Below are 19,405 nucleotides of genomic sequence, written 5' to 3'. Positions count from 1 at the left end.
ACCGCAAGAGGGCAGGTTTGATCTGAGACAGGTTTGGGGAAGAAACAGGATCAGGGCTTGCCTGCTCAGGTTTTAATCAATCCATCAAACAAAGCCTGGTAGTCTCCGGCCAGTCTTGATGCCCGCCAACCCTCGGGCGGACAGGCTGGCACGTCTGTTTTGAGCAGTGCTTCGAGGCAGTCGGCGGCTGCTTCCGCCTCTCGCCTGGCATCCTGTTCATGGCTAACATAACGACACTGCTCCGGGACATATTCCTGATAGGCCAGTCGATTGGGGGCTAGCGGAACGCAACCTGAGGCCATGGCCTCCAGCATCGCCAGCCCCTGGAAATCGTGAAGTGCCGTGGAGACGACCAGGTCCGCCTGACGCAGCAAATGATCGTAGTCGTCACGGCTGTCCAGGAAGCCCCAGTGTTCGATTCGATGACTGAACTGTTCACGAATCCGGTCAAATGCCTCTGGATAGCTGCGAAACCGCTCCCCTACCACGCTCAGCCGGAAAGGCACCGAGCGTTGTTCCAGTACCTGCAGCAAATTCAGCAGCCGATCAGGCCCCTTGTCGTATTCCCACCGATGGTTCCAGAGCAGATGCGGACAGGCCCGGCCCGAAAGTGGCGGGCGCTCGAAAAACAACCGATCCTCAATCGGAACCGGGATGACACGGGACCGGTCGCGCAAGGTTTCGATCAGGCCTTCCGGTACCTCATCGGGCAGTTTCTGAAGGAACGCCCGGGCTCCGGCCAGAAAACTGTCCCGATTCCAGCCACTGTTGAAGACCACGCAGTCGGCACAGAGGGCGCTGTAGAGGTTGACCATTTGCGGATCGGCACTGGCGTTCTGGCCGCTGGAGATCGGGAACGCAAACTGGTTTTCGTGCATGTACAGCAGGCAGGGCGTGCGGACGAGGCGCGGGTTCAGACCCCGCAGGGTAGCCAGATCCACCATGGATGTGGCGACTATCAGATCCCAGGGTTCCTGCAGGAGTGGCTCCTTCAGCCAGCTCAGCGGGTTGCCGCGGATGCGCCAGCGGAAGAATCTGGGAGGCAGTGCCAGTGTGTGCGAATGGAATTCCGGTAACAGGGCCGCCAGGTGCTCGCGCCAGCGGCGGTGACTGGCGGCATCGTAGCCGGACAGCAAAAGAACCCGTGCGCCAGGTTTCTCGGACTTCGTCATGCTCACAACCATTAGCCGGGCTGAACCTCAGGCCGGGCCCTGGACAGTGACCACAACCCAAGCACCGGCCCCGGGAACAGAAGCAGAACCACCCAGACATCCAGCTGCCCCCATAAGCCACTGGTCAGCCAGATGGCCGGAAGAGTCAGCCCAAACCCGACCGCATTCATCACCGCCAGCGAGGAGCCCACTGATTCCCTGGGTGCCGCTGCCGAGGCCAGCGCGGAAAACTGGGGGGAGTCTGCCACTACGGCAATACCCCAGACAATCAGCAACACCATCAAAACGACCGGCGAGAGCCCATTCAGCCAGGGATACACAAGACAGAAAGCACCGGAAATCATCAGTGCTCGGCGGGCTACCCACTCGCTGCCCAGGGTGCGACTGAGCCTGCCGCCACCGACACAGCCCGCCGCGCCAATCCCGATAACGGCAAACGACAACCAGGGAATGAGCGAGTCACTCTGACCTAATCGCTGCAGCTCCCGACCGATGAGCAGCGGCGTGAGTGTCCAGAATGCGTAGAGCTCCCACATATGGCCGAAGTAACCTCCGGCCACGGACCGGAATCTGGGGATACGCAGTGCCGCCAGCCCCTGGCTCAGAGGCAAACGCCCGCTGCTTTTGGGCAAGTGCGGGCCCTCCCCCAACACATACACCAGAAGGCCCCCAGCCACCGCAAGGCAGGAGGCGGCCATCAACGGCCACTCCCAGGGCATGCCCAGAGTTGCTCCTCGCATCAGGTGTGGCAAGGCCGTGCCGAGGGTGAGCATGCCCACTAGCCAGGCCAGGGCGGCGCCGGCGTATTTCGGGGTCCAGGCGATTACCATTTTCATGCCCAGCGGGTAGATTCCAGCCAGACACAGACCCGTGGCAAACCGCAGAAGAAAATCGAGCGGCGGTGCACCGGCGGCGAAAATAAATCCGCCATTAACCAGTGCACCAACCAGACTCGACAGCGCAAAGATACGACTGGCGCCGAACCGGTCAGCCAGACCGGTCACTGCAATGGTCAGGGTACCGGCGATAAACCCGGCCTGCACCGCCAGCGTCAGCCGTCCCAGATCGGTTTCCGACAGGCCCAGTTCCGCGGACAGCGACAGCCAGACACCGTTGATACTGAACCAGAGCGAGGTGCCAAAAAGCTGGGCCAGGACAATCACAGGGAGGGGATAGCGTCGTAGCAGGTCGATCATTGTTGTTGTCTTCTTCCACGCGATGGACCAAGCCTAGCCTCGAGGGGCTGGCCTCGCCCATGCTACTTTGGTGTCTTGTTGAGGTTGGGACCGCTGTTTCAGGACTTCACCAGTCGATCCAGCCGCAAGCGTTCCCGGTCATCGAACAGTCTGCGACCACTCCACGAAACCGCCATCAGCGCACCGAAACCGGTGCCAACGGTAATAATCAGCATCACCAGAATCTGGTATTTGACCGCCACCGCCGGCGGACTACCCGCGAGAATCTGACCAGTCATCATACCCGGAAGACTGACAATACCAGCGGCGGCCATCGCGTTGATGGACGGCATCATACCGCTGCGCATGGCGTCCCTACGGATATCCTCCAGCGCCTGCTGTGAGGTTTGGCCCAGCATTAGCCGGTTTTCGATAACCGCCCGCTGCCGCCAGACCGATTCATTCAGACGGTCCAGCGCGAGACTGACGCCGGTCATGGTGTTACCGAGCATCATGCCCAGGAGCGGAATAGCGTATTGCGGGGCGTACCAGGGCTCGGGGCCGATGACCACAGTCAGGGCCAGAACGGTAACCGCAAAGGACGACACAAACATCGCCCCCGTGCCAATACTGAATGCCCACCAGCCCCGAAGCCGGCGCCCCTGGCGCGCGACAACCTCACGGCCTGCAACCAGGAGCATGATCAGTGCCAGCAGCGCAATCCAGTAAAACGCAGAGGACGCGAACAGGGCCTCCAGCACCAGCCCGATCAGGGCCAGCTGAATGATCGTGCGCAGGGCCGCAATCAGCAGGCTTCGGGTAATGCCGAGTCGGGCCAGATACCCGGTGCCGGCAAGCGCCAGAACCAACAGGGCCGCCAGCCCCAGCTTCCACCAGGCCAGATCAATGACTTCCATCGACGCGCTCCAGCGTGGTGCCATGAATCCGGTAGTGGGCATTCGCCACCCGATGGATCTGCGCCGGGTCATGGGCGACCCAGAGCACAGCAATCTGCCGCCTCCGGATCTCGTCAAGCAGCCAGGTTTCAAGGGCTTCGGTGCTGTCGTTGTCCAGATTGGCGGTAGGTTCGTCCAACAGCAGAGCCTCTGGTTCAAGGGCCAGAGCACGCCAGATTGCGAGCCGCTGCCGTTCTCCGGAGGACAGCCGACTCACTGACCAGCCCATGACCTCTGGCGTAAACCCCAGCGCTGACGGCAATCCTGCCTTCGCCTCATCGGGAAAGTGACCACCCACGTCATCAAACCACCATTGACTGTCTGCCGGAACCATGACAACCCGACTTCGCCACTGGTGTGCCGGAACGTCCAACTGACCGGTATCACCCAGAGAAACCCTGCCATCATGGGGTTCCAGGTCTGCCACAGCCCTGAGCAAACGACTCTTGCCGCTGCCCGAAGGCCCGGACACGCAGACAACCTCGCCACCGGGGACCCGTAACGACACGTTACGCAAAGTGCCAACGCTGAGATTTTCCAGCACCAGATCTGTCAAGATAGCATCACCAGGTTTCGCCCAAGTTCGTAACGGCTATACCATTACACAGTGTTCCGCCAACAACCAGTCGACAGTCGCTCAGGCCAGGTAGGTATGAAGCTTCGATCTCTTGTCACGTTCACACTGGCATCTGCACTGATCGCCGCTCCGGTCGCAGCGGAAGTCAGCCTGGCGCCCTTTGCGGGGTATCGGATGAGCAGTTCGGTGGATATAAGGACCGCCGGGGCCAGCACCTCAGACCAGATCGACTTCCGGGATACCCCCAGCCAGGGGCTGGTGTTCAATTTCGATCTGCCGGATCCCGGCAAGCAGGGAGAACTGTATGTCGGGCGGCAGACCACTTCGGCCAGACTGGACAATGGCCTGTTCGCTCCGGGTGTGGAATCCATCGACCTGACCATCTACCAACTCCAGTTTGGCGGACTGTATTTCCCCGGCGGCCAGAATCATGGCGGCTTTGTTTCCGGTGTATTCGGAGTTACCCGACTGGAACCGGACGATTCACGGTATGAAACCCACCACCGGGCCGCCCTGTCCATTGGCGGCGGCTACCAGTTTTTCCTGACTGAACAACTGCGCCTGAGGCTGGATCTGCGCGGTGTTTACACCGCCCTGAATTCCGGGGGTTCGGCCTTCTGCTCAGGGGGATGCGAACTCAGATTCGACAGCAGCGGCTACCTGCAGGTGGAAGCCGCAGCCGGGCTGGCCATTCGGTTCTGAGGCCCGGTCAGGCTGTTACTGGCCGACGCTCGGGCAACATCAGCGACAGCAGCGCAGCGGTGGCCACCAGACCGAACGATATCCACAGGCAGGCCTCCAATCCGTAGGCCTGATAGACCCACCCCGACAGGATGGTGCCCAGCAAACGCCCGGCCGCGTTCGACATGTAATAGAAACCAACGTCCAGCGACACGCCATCCCCACGGGCATAGCTGACGATGAGATAGCTGTGCAGCGACGAGTTGACGGCAAACAGCACGCCAAACAAAAGCAGACCGCCAACGATCACGAACTGGGGTGACCAGCCTGCCGTCAGGCCAATGGCAATTCCTGCCGGAACCAGCGCCAGGGCCGCCACCCAGAGCACAGCAGGCTGTTTACCTTCCATGTCGCCGGTGATGCGTGGCGCCATGGTCTGGATAAAGCCATAGCCGATGATCCAGCTGGCCATAAAGCCGCCTACTTTCCAGAAGTCCCAGCCAAAGACCGTGTGCAGGTAGACCGGCAAAGCCACCACAAACCAGACATCCCGGGCCCCGAACAGAAACATCCGCGCCGCCGAGAGCACATTGATAGCCCGGCTTTTGGAGAGGATCTCGCGGAATTTAGGCTTGGCCTTGCTCTTGCCCAGATCCTGCCCCAAAAGAAACAGGCTGGCCAGCCAGACCAGTCCCAAAGCCACGACCATGATGATCACGGCGCCTGTGAAGCCGGCAGCCATCAACAGCACACCACCAAGGAAGAAGCCAACGCCTTTCAGAGTGTTCTTCGAACCGGTGAGAATCGCCACCCACTTGTACAGCGTGCCCTGCTGCTCATCCGGCACCAATAACTTGATGCCGCTTTTGGCAGACATCTTGTTCAGATCCTTGGCAATACCGGACAGCGCCTGTGCTGCCATCACCCAGGGAACCGTGAGCATGGCCGCCGGTACGGCCAGCATGGCCAGCGCCACAATCTGCAGGAACAGCCCGATGTTCATGGTGCGGTTCAGCCCCATGCGGGCGCCCAGGTAACCGCCCACCAGGTTGGTCACCACCCCGAAGAACTCGTAGAAGATGAACAGCATGGCGATTTCCAGGGGCGAGTAACCCAGCTGGTGGAAATGCAGTACCACCAGCATCCGCAGGGCACCATCAGTAAGCGTGAAGGCCCAGTAGTTACCTGTAATGACCAGATACTGTCGTATAGCCGCCGTCATATCAGGCCAGACCCACCCTGCGCGCCAGTTCTGCGGTGCGGTTGGCATAGCCCCATTCGTTGTCGTACCAGGCGTAGATTTTCACCTGGGTGCCGTTGACCACCATGGTGGAAAGCGCATCGACGATGGACGAACGCGGGTCGGTCTTGTAATCAATTGAAACCAGCGGGCGCTCTTCATAGCCCAGGATGCCTTTCAGCTCGCCTTCGGCCGCTTCTTTGAGCAGTTCGTTTACAGTTTCACGATCCGTGGCCTTCTCCACTTCAAAGACACAATCGGTCAATGAAGCGTTAGTGAGCGGAATTCGCACCGCATGGCCGTCCAGACGACCTTTCAGTTCCGGGAAGATCTCGATAATCGCCGTTGCCGAGCCGGTGCTGGTGGGGATCAGTGAGCTGCCGCAGGCCCTGGCCCGACGCAAATCCTTGTGGGGCGCATCAATAATGGTCTGGGTGTTGGTCAGGCTGTGAATGGTGGTGATGGAGCCGTGCTTGATGCCCAGCTTCTCGTGAATCACCTTGACCACGGGCGCCAGGCAGTTAGTGGTGCACGAAGCGGCAGTCACTATGCGGTCGTTGGCCGGGTCAAAGATGTCATCGTTCACACCGACAACAATGTTTTTCGCACCAGCTTCCTTAACCGGCGCCGTGACAACGACCCGGTTTACCCCTTGGTCCAGATAGGCCTGCAAGGCACTGACCTTCCTGTTTACACCGCTGGCCTCGATCACCAGATCGCAGCCGGACCAGTCGGTCTCCCCGATGGTGCGATTGTGTGTAACGCGAATGCGCTGGCCCTCGATGACGATATCCGTTCCATCCGCGGTCGCTTCCTGGCTCCAGCGGCCATGGATGCTGTCAAAGTTGAGCAGATGGGCAAGTGTGGCGGCGTCGGCACCCGGGTCGTTGATGGCCACAAACTCCATATCCGGCCAGCCCCAGGCCGCCCGCAAGGCCAGGCGCCCAATGCGGCCAAAGCCGTTAATGCCTACCCTGATTTTGCTCATAATCTTCTCCTGACAGTGTTCTTCAATCCATTACATACCATGATGGTTACAAGTATTGGACAGTGAGGCTGAGTTTCATCCTCGGTTTCCCGCACCGACATTTTCAGAACCATCTTACTTGGCGCACAATAGGCGCAACAGTGCGACGAGTACAGGATTCCAAAATCACAATGGATGCCAATTACGATGCAATAACCACCGAGTCCAGCTCGGGCGGCATGGATCTTTTCGGGAAATACCTGTCGGTCTGGGTCGCCCTGGCCATTATCGCCGGCGTAGCGCTGGGCCAGATCGCACCGGTGGTACCGGAAACCCTGTCCCGTTTCGAATACGCGCAGGTCTCCATCCCTATCGCCATTCTGATCTGGGCGATGATTTTCCCGATGATGGCGCAGATTGATTTCAGTGCGGTAGTCGGGGTACGCAAAGAACCGAAGGGCCTGGCGATCACTACCATAGTGAACTGGCTGATCAAGCCCTTCACCATGTTTGCCATTGCCTGGTTCTTTCTGATGGTGGTGTTCGAACCATGGATCGCGCCGGGACTGGCCAGCGAGTACCTGGCCGGAGCGATCCTGTTGGGTGCGGCACCCTGCACCGCCATGGTGTTCGTGTGGAGTTTCCTGACCAAAGGCGATGCCGCCTATACCCTGGTGCAGGTATCCCTGAACGACATCATCATGCTGTTCGCTTTCGCCCCGATTGTTGTGTTCCTGCTGGGCATTTCAGATATCCAGGTGCCCTGGGATACCGTGCTGTTGTCCGTCGTTCTGTACATCGTGATTCCGCTGACGGCCGGCTACCTGACCCGCCGCGCCCTGATCTCTCGCCACGGTCAGCAGTGGTACGACGATGTGTTTATGAAGCGGCTCAGCCCGGTCACCCCGGCGGCGCTGATCGTCACCTTGGTGCTTCTATTCGCCTTCCAGGGCGAGGTAATCCTGAACAACCCCCTGCACATCCTGCTGATTGCCGTGCCGCTGATTGTTCAGACCTTCCTGATTTTCTTCCTGGCCTATGGCTGGGCAAGGCTCTGGAAAGTACGCCACTGCATCGCGGCGCCGGGCGCCATGATTGGTGCCAGCAACTTCTTCGAACTGGCTGTGGCCGCGGCCATCGCCCTGTTCGGTCTGCAATCCGGAGCCGCGCTGGCTACTGTGGTTGGTGTGCTCGTGGAAGTACCGCTCATGCTGATGCTGGTAAAAATAGCCAATCGCACCCGGGACCGGTTTCCCGCCTGAATCCCGGTGGTCAGCACCGGGCTTTCAGTCACGGTGCTGACCTTACCCCGCTACCTGTTCAGCTCGCGCCCACCCTGCTAATATCGCGCCGACATTTCTGACGCACCGAACCTGACGGAATCCACGCAATGGACGTTTTCCAGGCCCTTTTCCTTGGCCTTCTCCAGGGACTGACCGAATTCCTCCCGATCTCCAGCTCCGCCCACCTGATCCTCACCCCTGCATTGTTCGACTGGACCGATCAGGGCGTGGGTTTTGATCTTTCCGTACACGTGGGGACGTTATTGGCGGTCGTGCTCTATTTCCGGCGGGACGTCTTTGGCATCGCCCGGGACGGACTGATCTCCATTGGCCAGCGCAAAATCGTTGGCCAGGGCGCCCTGGCCTGGTACCTGGTCATCGGCACTATCCCGGCAGGCCTGGCCGGCCTGGCCTTGCTGGACATGATCGACAACGAATTGCGGGCCGTGGAAGTCATCTTCTTCACCACCCTGTTCTTCGGCCTGCTACTGGGCGTTGCCGACTGGCTGCCAAAACGCCAGCGCACCCTCGACAAACTGAACTGGAAAGACGCCGTCCTCGTCGGCATCGCCCAGGCCATGGCCCTGGTACCCGGCACCTCCCGCTCCGGCGTCACCATCACCGCCGGCCTGTTCCTCGGCATGACCCGCGAAACCGCCTCCCGGTTCTCATTCCTGTTGGCAATTCCCATTATCGTGCTGGCATCAGCCGTGAAACTGCTGGAAGTGGCAACCTCGGACGTGATCGTCGACTGGGGTGGCTTCCTGATCGGCGGGGTAACTTCGTTCCTGATGGCCATCACCGCGATCCACTTCTTCCTGAAGTGGCTGAACAAGGTAGGAATGTGGCCTTACGTAATCTATAGAATTGTTCTAGCAGGCGTAATCTACGCGATTCTTATGTAGGAGCGGCTAGCAAATGGTCTGAAGCGCAGGTCGGGTAAGGGTTTCCAAAACTGTGCGGAGCCATGGATGGCGGAGCCCAAGCGCCACAGGGATGTGCCGCAAGGAGCGTGTTTTGGAAACCCTTACCCGACCTGTGCCACCTCCAAAGTAGAAATCAGCAGGCCTCCAAAGGCGCATAAGCCAAAACCAGCCACTTCGCGCCCTCATCAAAGTTCACCTGCACCCGAGTATGGTGCCCGGTACCCTCTGAATTCATCACGATACCTTCACCAAACTTGGGATGGCGAACCCTCTGCCCCAGGCTGAAGCCTGACTGCCGGGCCGAATCCTGGGCAAACAGGCTTTCGTTGGGACGCTCAACCATCGCCGGCCGAGTCACAGTATTTCGCAGCCGCACTTCCTGCAAACAATCGCCCGGAATTTCCCGCACAAACCGGGACAGAGCGTTAAACTTCTCCTGCCCGTACAACCGGCGGGATTCGGCGTAAGTAAGCACCAGCTTTTTCATGGCCCGCGTAATGCCCACGTAGGCCAGACGACGCTCCTCTTCCATGCGACCCGGCTCTTCCAGGGACATGCCGTGAGGGAACAAACCCTCCTCCACACCGGCCAGGAACACCATCGGAAACTCCAGGCCTTTGGCTGAATGGAGGGTCATCAGCTGCACGCTGTCCTCATGGGCTTCGGCCTGGGATTCGCCGGCGTCCAGCGCGGCCTGGGCGATGAATTCCGCCAGCGGATCGACGCCATCTTCCACCTCATAGTCAGACAGAGCGTTGACCAGTTCCTCCAGGTTCTCCACCCGCGCCTGACCTTTCTCGCCCTTTTCGCTGGCGTGGTAATCCTTCAACCCGCTGTCCTCAATGGTCTGCTTCATCAACCCATGCAGGGTCGCATCTCCCACCATGCCGGACAGTTTTTCGATAATCGCAATAAACGACTGCAGCCCGGTTTTGGCCCGGCCTTTCACCTGCCCGGCTTCCAGCAGGCGCTCGGCGGATTCCCACAACGAGATGTTTTGCTCAGTGGCGTATTCCCGCAGCTCCGCCAGGCTCTTGGCGCCAATGCCCCGGGGCGGCACGTTCACCACCCGCTCAAACGCCGCGTCGTCGCGGCGGTACTGAACCAGCCGCAGGTACGCCAGGGCGTTGCGTATTTCCTGGCGATCATAGAAGCGCAGGCCGCCGTAGACCCGATAGGGAATCCCCTGGCGCATCAGCGCCTCTTCAAGCACACGGGACTGGGCATTGGAGCGGTATAGAATCGCGCACTCACTGCGAAGATTGCCGTCCTGAACCCAGGCGGAAATGCTGTCGGCGATGTAGTTCGCTTCATCCTGTTCGTTGAACGCCGCGTACAGACTGATCGGCTCGCCTTCCGGGCCGTCGGTCCAGAGCTCCTTGCCAAGCCGACCCTGGTTATTGGCGATCACAGCGTTGGCCGCCTTCAGAATCATCTGGGTGGAGCGGTAGTTCTGTTCCAGGCGAACCAGCCGCGAATTGGGGAAATCCCGCTGGTACTGCTGGATGTTCTCGATCTTGGCGCCCCGCCAGCCGTAGATGGACTGATCGTCGTCACCCACCACCGTCAGCGGCACCCGGTTGCTGGCCAGCACCTGCAGCCAGGCGTATTGAATGGTGTTGGTGTCCTGGAACTCGTCCACCAGGATGTGCTGGAACCGGCCCTGGTAGTGGGCCAACAGCTCTGGCCGGTGCAGCCAGAGCTCGTGGGAGCGCAGCAGCAACTCGCCAAAATCCACCAGACCACCCTGCTGGCAGAGCTTCTCGTACTGGCGGTAAATCTTCAGCATGATCGACAGAAACTGATCGCCCGGATTCTCCTGGATATGATCCGCCCGCAGCCCCTCGTCCTTCTGGCTGTTGATAAACCACTGGGCCTGCTTCGGCGGCCACTTGCTCTCGTCGATCTGGTTTTCGCGCATCACCCGTTTGATCAGCCGCAGCTGGTCGTCGCTGTCCAGCACCTGGAAGTTCTCGGGCAGTCCGGCGTCTTTCCAGTGCGAACGCAGTAGGCGGTGAGCGATGCCATGAAACGTGCCGAACCAGAGTCCACGGGCCGGAATCTGCATCATCTGCTCGATGCGATAACGCATTTCCTTGGCGGCCTTGTTGGTGAAGGTCACCGCCAGGATGCCAGTGGGCGGAACCCGATCCACAGTCATCAACCAGGCGATCCGGTGCACCAGAACACGGGTTTTGCCGCTGCCTGCGCCGGCCAGAACCAAAAGGTGATCGTTCTGTGCGGTAACAGCTTCGCGCTGGGCATCGTTCAAAGGATCGATGATGTGGGAGACGTCCATAAAGATTCGGTTCGCTACTGGTTAAATAAACAGGTTAAGGAGTATAACAGGAGAAAAGCAGGATTTCCGGGTGGGAGTTTTTACTGGTTGCGCGTCGGATTACGCGTTGCTAATCCGACCTACGTAATGCCGAATCTAATGATTCGAAAAGCCCTCTCCCCATGTCAGAGAGAGCGCGGGGGAGGTTCCCCTTCAGGACTGTCTGTGGCCAAGGATGGCCACAGACAAGCGCACATGGATGTGCTCGTAGCGTGTCCTGAACGGGAACCTCCCCCGTGCGACACCCCCAGGAAAGAGGGCTGTTATTTCAGAAGTTAGAAGCCTCTCGGCACCGTCTGAGCTTCCACGAACTCGAACAGACCTTCCAGGCCACCTTCACGGCCAATACCCGAGGCCTTCATGCCACCAAACGGCGCTTCCGGGGTCGGGCCGGTGCCGGTGTTCCAGCCACAATGGCCGAAGCGAAGGCCGGCAGCCACGCGCTGGGCTCGCTCGGCGTCGTTGGTGAACACGTACGAGGCCAGGCCGAACTCGGTGTCGTTGCCGGCTTCGATCACTTCCTCTTCGGTGCGGAACAGCGCCATGGGCACCAGCGGGCCGAAGGTTTCCTCCTGGTAGCAGCACATATCGCGGTTTACCCCGTGTACCACCGTCGGCGGGAAGAACAGATCGTTGCCCAGCTCCTCCGGCTTCTTGCCGGCGACCAGGGTCGCGCCTTTCTCAAGGGCGTCCTGCACGTGGCGTTTGACCTTGTCGTAGCCAGCCTGGTTGATCAGCGGGCCAATATCCACGTCGCCGTTGATGCCGTCACCGACGGTCATTTTGTTGACCCGCTCGGCAAGCTTTTCACCAAAGGCATCGGCCACTTTCTCATGCACGAAGATCCGGTTGGCACAGACACAGGTCTGGCCACCACCACGGAACTTGTTGGCGATGAGGTTGTCCGCCGCGGCGTCCAGATCGGCGTCGTCGAAGACGATGAACGGCGCGTTGCCACCCAGTTCCAGGGCCAGTTTCTTGACCTGCTCGGCGGTGTCGACGATCAGCTTGCGGCCCACTTCTGTGGAGCCCGTAAAGCTGAGCATGGGTACATCCGGGCTTTCGCAGAGTACCTTTCCGATGACACTGGCCTTGCCCATCACCAGGTTCACCATTCCGTCGGGCATGTCCGTGTGCTTGTCCATCAGGCTGAACAGGGCAATCATGGTCAGCGGGGTTTCACTGGCGGGCTTGATCACGGACGGACAGCCCGCGGCCAGAGCCGCCGACAGCTTTTTGGCAATCATGCCAATCGGGAAGTTCCAGGGCGTGATCAGGCCGGCGACACCGATGGGCCGGTAGTGAACCGTCCAGGTGCAGTCTTTCGGTTTCTCGGGAATGGTGTGCGCGTCCAGGGCCTGGATGTGCTTGGAGCAGTAATCGAAGAATCCGGCAGCATAATCTACCTCGCCCTGGGCCTCTTGCAGCGGTTTGCCATGTTCCATGCACAAAATCCGACCGACTTCTTCCTTGTTGGCCTTGAGCGCGTCCCGTATGTCTTCCAGCCACTTGCGGCGGGTCTCGATGCTGTAAGGACTTGTAAGCCGAAGCGCCGACTTGCCTGATGCGATGGCAGCGTTCACTTCCTCTTCCGACATGGATGCGACCTGGGCGATCACCTTGCCCGTTGCCGGGTTATAAACATCGAAGGTGTTGCCATGCTCATTGTCAGTCCAGCGACCACCGATATAGCCGGTCAGCTTTTCCAGCAGGGGTGACTCGATCATCTCGGCTCCTCTTCTGTGATTGGCTCCGCCCCCGTGTGGAGCGCAGTATAGGTAATCTGGTTGCGTCAGTGTTTTATGTCTTCCATAGTGGATGTTGTATCCCGACCTGTAAAGTCAAGGGCAGGCTTTTGATCATCCCCTGAGTGTGCCTATACTCGGGGAATCAGACACTCAGGAGACCGGACAATGAAGGCATTTTTCCATCACGCACAGGATGAGCATATTCCACAGACGTACTTTACCCGTGGACAGATGCGCCAGCCCCAGGAGATCCCTGCTCGTACCGGTGAAATGTTGGGCGGACTGAAGGAAATGGGCATTTCCGTGCTGCAGCCAGCGGACCAGGGTGCGGGGCCCATCTCGAAGGTTCACGATCTGGGTTACCTGCGTTTTCTGGAATCCGCCCATCGGCGCTGGAAACAGATGGATGACTGGGGTGATGAAGTCATCTCCAATATCTTTGTCCGTTCCCCCAACCACCTGACAGGCATCCTGGCCGAAGCAGCCCGCTACCAGGCCGACGGCAGTTGCCCGATCGGCGAGAACACCTGGCACGCGGCCTACTGGTCGGCCCAGAGCGCGCTCGGTGCTGCCGATGCGCTGATAGCTGGCGATCGCACCTCCTACGCTGTGTGCCGCCCGCCGGGCCACCATGCCCGCCGGGATGCGGCCGGCGGGTTCTGCTACCTGAACAATGCCGCGATCGCCGCCGAGCACATGAAAACCCGGTTCCCCCGGATCGTGATCCTGGATACCGACATGCACCATGGCCAGGGCATTCAGGAGATCTTCTACGACCGCAGCGACGTGCTCTACATCTCAATCCACGGCGATCCCACCAACTTCTACCCGGTGGTCACCGGCTTCGAGAACGAGCGTGGCGAAGGGGAAGGCTTTGGCTACAACATCAACATGCCGATGCCCCACGGTTCAACGGAAGACGATTTCTTTGCAAAACTGGACGACGCCCTGGCGGCCATAAAGCTTTACCAGCCGGACGCCCTGATCCTCGCCCTCGGTTTCGATATCTACAAGAACGATCCACAGGCCAAGGTATCAGTCTCTTCCGAAGGCTTCTGCAGGCTCAGCACCCACGTGCGTCAATTGGGGCTACCAACCTTGGTGGTTCAGGAAGGCGGGTACGATCTGGACGCCCTGAGCGAGAACGTCCAGCAGTTCTTCAAAGGCCTGGCGGGCTGAAGCTTCAGGCGGCGGGCACGTAGACTTTCACGTTCGCGTGCCCTTCGGCCTTGAGGTGGCCCGCGTGCATCCGGCTCATGGTACCCCGATCGCAGTACAGCAGGTATTGCCGGTTGGCCGGCAACTCCGGCAACTGCTGGTTCAGCTCGTAAAACGGGATCTGAAGAATCTCGTTATTGGTGAGCTTGAGCGGTGACTGTTCGCCCTCCGAAGGGTGGCGCACGTCGATAATCACATCATCCACCGATGGTGTCTGCACCAGTTCCACTTCTTCAGGTGTCACGGTCGTCTCCAACAACCGGTTCACGGGTGTTTCCTCACGGGCCTCAATCGCACTGGCGAGCACGGAGGCGTCCATCTGGGCCTCGTCTTCCTCCACCCGGTGCAGCTTGGCTCTGGTAGCCGGCTTCTGGGAGATGACACCGCAATACTCGGGCATGTTGCGGGCATAGACTTCAGTGCCAATTTCACGGGCGATACGGATAATGGATTCCTTGTCCATGGACACCAACGGGCGAAGGACCACCTCGTCACTGGCGCGATCCACCACGTTAAGGTTGCTCAGAGTCTGACTCGACACCTGGGCTACCGCGTCGCCGGTCACCACCCCGGAGGCGTTGTTGTTTTTGGCAATCTCGGCAGCCGCCATCAGCATCTGGCGCTTCAGCACCACACCCCAGTGACGGTGACTGACCGAACGCATGATTTCGGCAACCACGCCCTCGAAGGGCACGGAGATAAATTTGGCGCTGTGGGAGGCGCCGTAGCGGTCCCACAGGTAATGCACCACCTGGCGTACACCCACCTCATGGGCGGCGCCCCCCAAATTGAAAAACAGGAAATGGTTGCGCAGGCCGCGGCGCATCATCAGATAGGCGGCTACCGAAGAATCGTACCCCCCGGAAATCAGAGTCAGGACATTTTCGACACTGCCCAGTGGATAACCGCCCAATCCGCGATGTTTGCGGTGGGCGATATGGAACTGGTCGTCATGCACTTCAATTCGCACTTCAACCTGCGGCGATTTCAGATCTACACCTCTGGCCTCCGATGCCTGCATCAGGGCGCCGCCGACCGTCCGCTCCAGATCGATGGAGCGGAAGTTGTGCTCGCCATGGCGCCGGGCCCTGACGGCAAAGGTTTTGCCTTTCAACCGGTCAGCAAACGCTTCAACGGCTTTGTTGGCCACATCGTCAAGGCTGACAAACGGAAATGCCCCGATTTCCTGAATCGTAGAAATACCCGGTATGCGCAAAAGCGCCTCCAGGGCAGGGCCGGAGAGTCCGCGGCCATCAGGCACTTCCACATCCACCCGGTCCCAGCTACCGTCCACCCGAATCTCGGGATCCAGTCGTGCCAGCAGTTTTCGGACGTTCTGCCGCAGGTGACGCATCTGCTGACGACGGACGGGTTTACTCTTGATCGCAACTTCCGGAGCGGGACGAATAAGCAGTTTCATAAATCGGAATTTTGTCGGGTGGCGTATTGTATGGAAAGGCCTTAGTCTACCCTTTTGACCCAATGCCTCAAAATCGGGCATTTCCGCAACATTCAGGAGTTTCACCGTTAATGCAGGAATCGACCATCAATGCTCTGGTTTCTCCCGAGGGCAGCCTCGAGATCCTCTCCAATCATGAGGTCAACCGCCTCAAGGACCGCAGCGAAGGGGGCTTGTATCGCCTTTTCCGCCAGTGCGCCCTGGCGGTCCTGAATACAGGGGTGGAAACCGACGACTGTCAGGCATTGATGGAATCCCATGCCGACTTCGATGTACGCCTGGTGCCTCAGCCCCGGGGGCTGAAACTGGAACTGATCAATGCGCCGGCACATGCCTTCGTTGATGGAGAAATGCTTCGGGCGATCCGAGAGCACCTGTTCTCTGTCCTGAGAGACATCATTTACTCCCATTCAATTCCCCAGTCTGCCGCCGGTTTCCGGCGGGACGATCCGGAAGATCTTACAAACTATGTTTTCCACATACTCCGCAATGCCCGTGTGCTGCAGGCCGGGCGGCAGCCAGATCTGGTGGTCTGCTGGGGAGGCCACTCGATCGGTCATGACGAATACCAGTACAGCAAGGATGTGGGCCATCAACTGGGGTTGAGAGCCCTGAGTATCTGCACCGGATGTGGCCCGGGCGCCATGAAGGGGCCCATGAAAGGCGCCACCATCGGTCACGCCAAGCAACGGGTTAAAGACGGCCGCTACATTGGCATCACCGAGCCCGGCATCATTGGCGCGGAAGCCCCCAACCCCATCGTCAATGAACTGGTGATCATGCCGGACATCGAGAAACGCCTGGAAGCCTTCGTCCGCTGTGGTCACGGCGTGATAGTGTTCCCGGGAGGGGTCGGCACCGCCGAGGAGATTCTGTACCTGTTGGGCATCCTGCTGCATCCGGACAATGCTGATCTGCCTTTCCCGGTGGTGTTCACCGGTCAGCAGGAGAATGCGGAATACTTCGAAATGATCGACAAGTTCATTCGGAACGCCCTCGGGGACGAAGCCGCGAGCAAGTACGAGATCATCATTGATGATCCAGTGCGCGTGGCGCAGACCATGAAAAAGGGCATGAAGGAGGTGGAGACTTTCCGGCGCGCCATGCAGGATGCCTACTACTTCAACTGGATGCTGAAGATCGACCCGGTGTTTCAGCTACCGTTCGAGCCCAATCACGACAATATGCGAGCCCTGGAGCTTCACCGGGACCAGCCCGTGCACCTGATCGCCGCGAATCTGCGCAAGGCATTCAGTGGCATTGTGGCCGGGAACGTCAAGGAAGGTGGTATTCGACAGGTTCAGGAGAAGGGGCCATTTGAAATTGCCGGTGATCCCAGCCTGATCAAACCGCTTGAGGCCATGCTTGAACAGTTTGTAGCCCAGAATCGGATGAAACTGCCGGGTTCCTCGGCCTACAAACCCAGCTACCGTATCGTCAGCGGAGCGGCCTGAGCCGCCTCGCTGACCTTCACGCGTTTACTTACCGCCGTCTGCCGGCAGGCTGGCGTAATAGGCTGCCAGATTTGCGATATCTGTATCACTCAAGGCAGCAGCCTGACCCTGCATGATGGCCGCCTGGCCGCCGGAGCGCTGCTTGTTTTTGTACGCCTTCAGGGCCGATACCAGGTACTGCTCATTCTGGCCCGCCAGGTTCGGATAGGTCGGGATCTGCGCAAGACCATTCTGACCATGACACGCAGCGCAGACGGCCGCCTTGGCCTTACCAGCTTCCGCGTCGCCGGCAGAAACTACTGCAGGCACAGCAGCGCCAAGCGCAAAAATTCCCGCAACAGCGTAGTGTTTCAGATTCATTGTCATTACCCTCTCATCATCGTTTTAAAGATTTTCAGGCCGGTTCGGACGCCGGACGGTAACCTGACTAGCACTTATAGCACAGAGCCGGGGAACCTCAAATGCGATAGGTCAAGGACGGCTTTTCGACGTTCGTCCTCTTTCCTGGCCGGGCTATTAAGGTGAAAGTACGTTCAATTCCGAATCCAAGATCGATTTAATTCTCCGGAGATAACGTCAATGTCTGTAGAGGCCCAGGAACTTGCCTGTCGCGAAGGCCACATCGGTGTTCTGACGCTCAACTCCCCAGGCACGCTCAATGCGCTTTCCGAGCACATGATCCAGCAAACCCAGGAAGTTCTTGATCGGTGGGCCGAGGACGACCGGATCTGTGTCGTGGTTATCCGGGGCGCGGGCGAGAGAGCCTTCTGCGCCGGTGGAGACATCCGCGAACTCTATGACGCCATTCAGAATCCGGAAGAGCCGGAGAAACCGGTGCGCTTTTTCACCCGGGAATATCGGATGGACTACAACATTCACCGTTTTCCCAAGCCGGTTTTGGGTATCGCCCACGGCGTGGTGATGGGCGGTGGTCTTGGTGTGTTTTCCGGCTGCCGGTACCGGCTGGTAACCCCGGATGTCACGCTCGCGATGCCCGAGATCACCATCGGCCTGTTTCCGGATGTTGGCGCCAGCTGGTTCCTGAAAAGGCTACCCGGCCGGCTGGGCCTGTTCATGGGCCTGACCGGTGCTCGCCTGAACGTGAGCGATGCACTTCGGGTCGGCCTTGCGGACATGGCCATTCTGCCTGAAGACCGGGACCGTTTGCTCGATCGCCTGGCCTCTGAACGGTGGACCGGGCAGACCGCCGCGGACGACAACCGACTTTTCCGCCTGCTCAATCAGATCCAGACACCGGATTACCGGTCGCTGCCGCCCAGCCATTTGGCAAAACACGAACAGCGGATTGCCCGGCTGAGCGCGGGCGATGAACTGCCGGAAATCGTCGATCAGTTGCTCACGGCGGAGGTGGACTGCGACTGGTGGCATGCCTGCATGAACACGCTGAGAATGGGATGCCCGGTGTCGGCCTGGCTGGTCTGGACCCAGTTGCAAAAGGCCCAGCAGATGTCCCTGAAGGACGCCTTCCGGATGGAGCTGGCGATGGTCTCGGAATGCATCCGCCGGCCGGACCTGGCCGAGGGCATTCGAGCCCTGGCCATCGATAAGGATCGGCAGCCGAAGTGGAGTTATCTGAGCGTTGCTGATGTACCGGAAGAGGTGGTTGCGGCCCATTTCACCCCGGAGTGGGATGACGAAACCGATCCGATGGGGCTGGAATAGCGTCCGGGAACTACAGCTGCGCGCCCGCCTGCACCAGTAGCATTTCCAGATCCCGGTTATTGGTGGCCCGGGCGATGTCCAGCGCGGTCTGGCCGTCGCTGGCCCGGTAATTCACGTCCGCCCCGGCAGCCACCAGCCTTTCCGCAGTCAGCAAGTCGCCATTGGCCACTATCTTCATGAGCAGGGATTCCCCACCCTGGCTGACATTGACGTTGGCACCGGCCGCCAGTAACACCTTGACCACCGAGAGATGGCCGTTTTCGGCCGCGCGCATCACAGGCGTATAGCCGTTGCGATCGCTGGTGTTCACATCGGCACCGGCGGAAAGCAACAGCTGCACGCGTCTTTTCTCGCCATTGCCTGCTGCAGTAATCAGCAGCGCGTCGGCCTCGGCCAGGGCCTCGGGGCTGAGAGCAACCGGCTGGCTCTGGGAAGCGCAGGCAGACAGGAAAGCAAGAAGCGGAAGCAAAATCAGCAAAAAACGGGGGGCGCCGGTTCCCTTGGCCATAGCAAACAGTCTCTGTGGGG

At 59.5% G+C, this 19,405-nt stretch carries 17 protein-coding genes; 6 read left to right on the top strand and 11 right to left on the bottom strand.

The genetic code is table 11. From position 1 onward, the window contains the following. Window positions 1-65: 65 nt before the first annotated feature. The 4 genes from ABNF92_RS12165 to ABNF92_RS12150 all read right to left on the bottom strand — a co-directional run bounded on the left by ABNF92_RS12165 (window position 66) and on the right by ABNF92_RS12150 (window position 3,859). Entirely contained in the window at window positions 66-1,172 is a 1,107-nt protein-coding gene (locus tag ABNF92_RS12165) for a DUF3524 domain-containing protein (protein WP_349342282.1), read from the bottom strand. Window positions 1,173-1,183: 11 nt separating this feature from the next. Beyond that, the gene (locus ABNF92_RS12160) at window positions 1,184-2,368 is read right to left on the bottom strand and encodes an MFS transporter (protein ID WP_349342281.1); all 1,185 of its coding nucleotides are present in this window, start codon (window positions 2,366-2,368) and stop codon (window positions 1,184-1,186) included. A 98-nt stretch (window positions 2,369-2,466) separates the two neighbouring features. Then, window positions 2,467-3,264 (bottom strand): iron export ABC transporter permease subunit FetB, encoded by a 798-nt coding sequence (gene fetB, locus ABNF92_RS12155; protein WP_349342280.1) that lies wholly within the window; start codon window positions 3,262-3,264, stop codon window positions 2,467-2,469. After that, on the bottom strand, window positions 3,251-3,859 hold the full coding sequence (locus tag ABNF92_RS12150; RefSeq protein ID WP_349342279.1) for an ABC transporter ATP-binding protein: 609 nt from the start codon (window positions 3,857-3,859) through the stop codon (window positions 3,251-3,253). Before ABNF92_RS12150 ends, fetB begins: the two co-directional genes overlap by 14 nt. Before the next feature lie 96 nt (window positions 3,860-3,955). Here ABNF92_RS12150 and ABNF92_RS12145 point away from each other — a divergent pair, with 96 nt between their 5' ends. Next, entirely contained in the window at window positions 3,956-4,582 is a 627-nt protein-coding gene (locus ABNF92_RS12145; protein ID WP_209399649.1) for a hypothetical protein, read from the top strand. A gap of 7 nt (window positions 4,583-4,589) precedes the next feature. On the opposite strand, the gene arsJ is transcribed toward ABNF92_RS12145, so the two are convergent. After that, on the bottom strand, window positions 4,590-5,783 hold the full coding sequence (arsJ, locus tag ABNF92_RS12140; protein ID WP_349344085.1) for an organoarsenical effux MFS transporter ArsJ: 1,194 nt from the start codon (window positions 5,781-5,783) through the stop codon (window positions 4,590-4,592). Between the two features lies 1 nt (window position 5,784). Then, window positions 5,785-6,789 (bottom strand): ArsJ-associated glyceraldehyde-3-phosphate dehydrogenase, encoded by a 1,005-nt coding sequence (locus ABNF92_RS12135; RefSeq protein WP_349342278.1) that lies wholly within the window; start codon window positions 6,787-6,789, stop codon window positions 5,785-5,787. Between the two features lie 170 nt (window positions 6,790-6,959). Between ABNF92_RS12135 and arsB the strand changes: the two genes are divergently transcribed. After that, window positions 6,960-8,030, top strand: a complete 1,071-nt coding sequence (arsB, locus tag ABNF92_RS12130) for an ACR3 family arsenite efflux transporter (RefSeq protein WP_349342277.1) — start codon at window positions 6,960-6,962, stop codon at window positions 8,028-8,030. A gap of 128 nt (window positions 8,031-8,158) precedes the next feature. After that, window positions 8,159-8,956, top strand: a complete 798-nt coding sequence (locus tag ABNF92_RS12125; RefSeq protein ID WP_291904535.1) for an undecaprenyl-diphosphate phosphatase — start codon at window positions 8,159-8,161, stop codon at window positions 8,954-8,956. Window positions 8,957-9,110: 154 nt separating this feature from the next. Here ABNF92_RS12125 and uvrD read toward each other — a convergent pair whose 3' ends face one another. Further along, window positions 9,111-11,276 (bottom strand): DNA helicase II, encoded by a 2,166-nt coding sequence (gene uvrD, locus ABNF92_RS12120; RefSeq protein WP_349342276.1) that lies wholly within the window; start codon window positions 11,274-11,276, stop codon window positions 9,111-9,113. Between the two features lie 314 nt (window positions 11,277-11,590). Beyond that, window positions 11,591-13,042, bottom strand: coding sequence for an NAD-dependent succinate-semialdehyde dehydrogenase (locus ABNF92_RS12115; RefSeq protein WP_069182198.1), 1,452 nt, complete (start codon window positions 13,040-13,042; stop codon window positions 11,591-11,593). 186 nt (window positions 13,043-13,228) lie between these two features. On the opposite strand from ABNF92_RS12115, the gene ABNF92_RS12110 reads away from it, so the two are divergent. Then, complete coding sequence (locus tag ABNF92_RS12110) at window positions 13,229-14,242, top strand: histone deacetylase family protein (RefSeq protein ID WP_222465562.1); 1,014 nt, start codon at window positions 13,229-13,231, stop codon at window positions 14,240-14,242. Between the two features lie 4 nt (window positions 14,243-14,246). Here ABNF92_RS12110 and thiI read toward each other — a convergent pair whose 3' ends face one another. Beyond that, a complete protein-coding gene (gene thiI / locus ABNF92_RS12105; protein WP_291904542.1) occupies window positions 14,247-15,701 on the bottom strand; it encodes a tRNA uracil 4-sulfurtransferase ThiI in 1,455 nt (484 codons plus the stop codon). Between the two features lie 110 nt (window positions 15,702-15,811). On the opposite strand from thiI, the gene ppnN reads away from it, so the two are divergent. Next, window positions 15,812-17,194 carry a nucleotide 5'-monophosphate nucleosidase PpnN gene (ppnN, locus tag ABNF92_RS12100; protein ID WP_136631164.1) on the top strand — a complete coding sequence of 461 codons (1,383 nt, stop codon included), beginning with the start codon at window positions 15,812-15,814 and terminating at the stop codon, window positions 17,192-17,194. Between the two features lie 24 nt (window positions 17,195-17,218). On the opposite strand, the gene ABNF92_RS12095 is transcribed toward ppnN, so the two are convergent. Then, entirely contained in the window at window positions 17,219-17,554 is a 336-nt protein-coding gene (locus tag ABNF92_RS12095; protein ID WP_153634420.1) for a c-type cytochrome, read from the bottom strand. Window positions 17,555-17,773: 219 nt separating this feature from the next. On the opposite strand from ABNF92_RS12095, the gene ABNF92_RS12090 reads away from it, so the two are divergent. Next, complete coding sequence (locus ABNF92_RS12090) at window positions 17,774-18,877, top strand: enoyl-CoA hydratase/isomerase family protein (protein WP_291904546.1); 1,104 nt, start codon at window positions 17,774-17,776, stop codon at window positions 18,875-18,877. Window positions 18,878-18,887: 10 nt separating this feature from the next. Here ABNF92_RS12090 and ABNF92_RS12085 read toward each other — a convergent pair whose 3' ends face one another. Continuing rightward, entirely contained in the window at window positions 18,888-19,385 is a 498-nt protein-coding gene (locus ABNF92_RS12085) for an ankyrin repeat domain-containing protein (RefSeq protein ID WP_153634023.1), read from the bottom strand. Window positions 19,386-19,405: the final 20 nt, after the last annotated feature.

Source organism: Marinobacter sp. MMG032, assembly GCF_040112695.1.
In the GTDB taxonomy this organism is placed as follows: Bacteria; Pseudomonadota; Gammaproteobacteria; order Pseudomonadales; family Oleiphilaceae; genus Marinobacter; species Marinobacter salsuginis.
The sequence above is the reverse complement of the archived record's forward strand: the minus strand, read 5'-3'. Positions and strand labels throughout refer to the sequence as shown.

What these genes read in the sequence shown, in the direction of transcription:
- ABNF92_RS12090 (WP_291904546.1), top strand. Translation starts at nt 17,774, where the DNA reads ATGTCTGTAGAGGCCCAGGAACTTGCCTGTCGCGAAGGCCACATCGGT.
- arsJ (WP_349344085.1), bottom strand. Translation starts at nt 5,783, where the DNA reads ATGACGGCGGCTATACGACAGTATCTGGTCATTACAGGTAACTACTGG.
- ABNF92_RS12125 (WP_291904535.1), top strand. Translation starts at nt 8,159, where the DNA reads ATGGACGTTTTCCAGGCCCTTTTCCTTGGCCTTCTCCAGGGACTGACC.
- thiI (WP_291904542.1), bottom strand. Translation starts at nt 15,701, where the DNA reads ATGAAACTGCTTATTCGTCCCGCTCCGGAAGTTGCGATCAAGAGTAAA.
- fetB (WP_349342280.1), bottom strand. Translation starts at nt 3,264, where the DNA reads ATGGAAGTCATTGATCTGGCCTGGTGGAAGCTGGGGCTGGCGGCCCTG.
- ABNF92_RS12135 (WP_349342278.1), bottom strand. Translation starts at nt 6,789, where the DNA reads ATGAGCAAAATCAGGGTAGGCATTAACGGCTTTGGCCGCATTGGGCGC.
- ABNF92_RS12115 (WP_069182198.1), bottom strand. Translation starts at nt 13,042, where the DNA reads ATGATCGAGTCACCCCTGCTGGAAAAGCTGACCGGCTATATCGGTGGT.
- uvrD (WP_349342276.1), bottom strand. Translation starts at nt 11,276, where the DNA reads ATGGACGTCTCCCACATCATCGATCCTTTGAACGATGCCCAGCGCGAA.
- ABNF92_RS12145 (WP_209399649.1), top strand. Translation starts at nt 3,956, where the DNA reads ATGAAGCTTCGATCTCTTGTCACGTTCACACTGGCATCTGCACTGATC.
- arsB (WP_349342277.1), top strand. Translation starts at nt 6,960, where the DNA reads ATGGATGCCAATTACGATGCAATAACCACCGAGTCCAGCTCGGGCGGC.
- ABNF92_RS12165 (WP_349342282.1), bottom strand. Translation starts at nt 1,172, where the DNA reads ATGACGAAGTCCGAGAAACCTGGCGCACGGGTTCTTTTGCTGTCCGGC.
- ABNF92_RS12110 (WP_222465562.1), top strand. Translation starts at nt 13,229, where the DNA reads ATGAAGGCATTTTTCCATCACGCACAGGATGAGCATATTCCACAGACG.
- ABNF92_RS12160 (WP_349342281.1), bottom strand. Translation starts at nt 2,368, where the DNA reads ATGATCGACCTGCTACGACGCTATCCCCTCCCTGTGATTGTCCTGGCC.
- ABNF92_RS12095 (WP_153634420.1), bottom strand. Translation starts at nt 17,554, where the DNA reads ATGAATCTGAAACACTACGCTGTTGCGGGAATTTTTGCGCTTGGCGCT.
- ABNF92_RS12085 (WP_153634023.1), bottom strand. Translation starts at nt 19,385, where the DNA reads ATGGCCAAGGGAACCGGCGCCCCCCGTTTTTTGCTGATTTTGCTTCCG.
- ppnN (WP_136631164.1), top strand. Translation starts at nt 15,812, where the DNA reads ATGCAGGAATCGACCATCAATGCTCTGGTTTCTCCCGAGGGCAGCCTC.